A 2,154-nucleotide genomic window follows, 5' to 3' on the forward strand; every position below is an offset into this window, starting at 1 on the left:
GTTTTAAAAATGTATGTCTTTTTTAGCATTAGATTAATTTAGTTGTTTATTTACAATAATTTACGGATTTATGTTTAAAGTGAAATACATAACATTTTTTTGTTATAAAAAAAACAAATTATTGATCAATTTAGTTATTTAAGTGTTTAGAGCTTTGCCGTATGGGGGAGGTTGGTTAAATGTTAATAGATGTTTAGCAAGGCAATGACGAATTAATAAGGCCTATTTACTGGCTTAGCGATAGACAAAATTAATACTTTTTACATAATATTATTTAAAAATTATCCATACAAAGATAAAACGGTATCAAGTTAAAAAATATAATCGATAGTCAATTGGCTATATGATTATACCTCGTATTATAAACTGTTCTTTAAAAGACCAGTAATTGTTTAAAAAATCGTTAATTAAATAACTAAAAAGTAACGTAGATTTTGCATAAAATGTTTAAACGATAAAGATACTAAATATAGAGCATAAGGGTGTTGCCAGTACCTTATTTTGTCGCTATTTTAAAGGCTCTATCTTATATGGGTTTTTTATGAACATTAAATTTTTAGCGAGCTTTTATTCTTTTTTCTTATTGGCATTATTTGGTTGCGATAACCAAAGCACATTAATTAAAGATGAGCCTCAGCTAGATAATAATGCCATTAACACATCAATAAACCGTGAAAAAAATACCCTTAATGTAACGCAATCAAGTAGGCCGGCTTTGGTCGTAGGTTTGCTCGGTACTCACTGTAAAACCAATGAAACGGTGTATATTAATGCTAAAATGCACAAAGTTATTCGCTCTAATGGCGAAACGGTTGTGTATAAACTAGAGCCTTCCGACAACGTGTTGTCTATATGCGTGGCAAAAGATGCCACATCGCTTAGTTATCGCTTTGGTCGAATTGATGATATGGGACTTGAAAAGGTAGCTACAACAGAGGCACCATTTGGCAGCTACTACAGGCAAGTAGGGCGTGTTGGAGAGAGTATTTTGTTTTTTAGTAATGGTGAGTATCACTATTACATTATTAATTCAGGTGGTATGGGCAGCGGCGTAACCGTGAATGTTTTTAAAAACAATACACTCATCAGTGAGTTTTTTTCGGGTAACGACCCTTACGATGATTTTGTAATAGCAACCGATTTAAACCTTCCCAAAAAGCTGGTTCGCGAAACACAGCCTTTTAATAAAAAAATGCAATAAATAATGACTCCTCAACAGCAAAACGTAATTGAACAAGGTCATTGGTTTAAAAATCGCAGCCCTTACTTAAAAAGCTTTTTATTAACACAAGGCAAAACGCTCTCGCTTGATGCTCAACAGTCATTATTTTTGCGAGGTGATACGCATGATGGAATTTATGCAGTGCTTAGTGGCGTGGTGCGTATTAGTGGCGTAAGTAACGAAGGCAAAGAAGCCGTTTTGAGTTTTGTAGATACATCGCTGTGGTTTGGCGAAGTTACCTTGTTTGATGGTGGCCTTCGTACTCACGATGTATATGCACAAACTAATGTTGTGCTTTTTTATGTACCCCAACGAGCGCTTGAACAGCTTTTGAACGAACAACCGCAATACTGGCAAGAGTTTGGTTTATTGCTGGCACAAAAGTTACGCCTAATGTTTACCTCACTGGAAGATCACGCATTATTAAGCGCTGAGCAAAAAGTATGCAACCGACTTTTAATGCTTAGCGAACATACAGAGCACTTAACACCACTTGTTTTATCTCAGCAGCAACTTGCTGATATGACCTACCTAACGCGCCAAACTATTAACCAAATACTGCAACAGCTTGTTAGCCTACAAGCTATTAGCTTGGGGTATCAACGTATTACTGTTTTAGATAAGCAAAAGTTACAAGCCCGTGCTACACAAGCTTAAATAGAGACTGCTTTATTTAGTTGGAACCATAATTGCTACGATAATGTAATGCAATAATGGACTTGAGCTAATGACAACAATAACTTCTAAAAATAAATACAATAACAATAACTCACTAAATAACAGCAATAGTCGGAGTTTATGGGCATGCACGGTGATCACGAGCCGGGTAAAATAATGTCTGCGTTTGTTTAATTTACAAAATGTCGGATACCTGACATTATTATTGTACTTACTTTTGTTAAGGTTAACTTTGCTTACAAAAATAAAGGCAA

At 34.9% G+C, this 2,154-nt stretch carries 2 protein-coding genes; both read left to right on the forward strand.

Annotated elements, in window-relative coordinates; all coding sequences use genetic code 11:
• The first annotated feature begins 541 nt into the window (after positions 1 to 541).
• Positions 542 to 1,201 carry a hypothetical protein gene (locus P20652_RS06850; RefSeq protein ID WP_008169865.1) on the forward strand — a complete coding sequence of 220 codons (660 nt, stop codon included), beginning with the start codon at positions 542 to 544 and terminating at the stop codon, positions 1,199 to 1,201.
• Between the two features lie 3 nt (positions 1,202 to 1,204).
• Positions 1,205 to 1,879 (forward strand): Crp/Fnr family transcriptional regulator, encoded by a 675-nt coding sequence (locus tag P20652_RS06845; RefSeq protein WP_008169866.1) that lies wholly within the window; start codon positions 1,205 to 1,207, stop codon positions 1,877 to 1,879.
• Positions 1,880 to 2,154 lie beyond the last annotated feature (275 nt).

It is taken from the genome of Pseudoalteromonas sp. BSi20652, assembly GCF_000239855.1.
Lineage (GTDB): Bacteria > Pseudomonadota > Gammaproteobacteria > Enterobacterales > Alteromonadaceae > Pseudoalteromonas.

Bases quoted from the DNA above. Each gene is read 5' to 3' on its own strand.
- P20652_RS06850 (WP_008169865.1), top strand. From the start codon at position 542: ATGAACATTAAATTTTTAGCGAGCTTTTATTCTTTTTTCTTATTGGCA.
- P20652_RS06845 (WP_008169866.1), top strand. From the start codon at position 1,205: ATGACTCCTCAACAGCAAAACGTAATTGAACAAGGTCATTGGTTTAAA.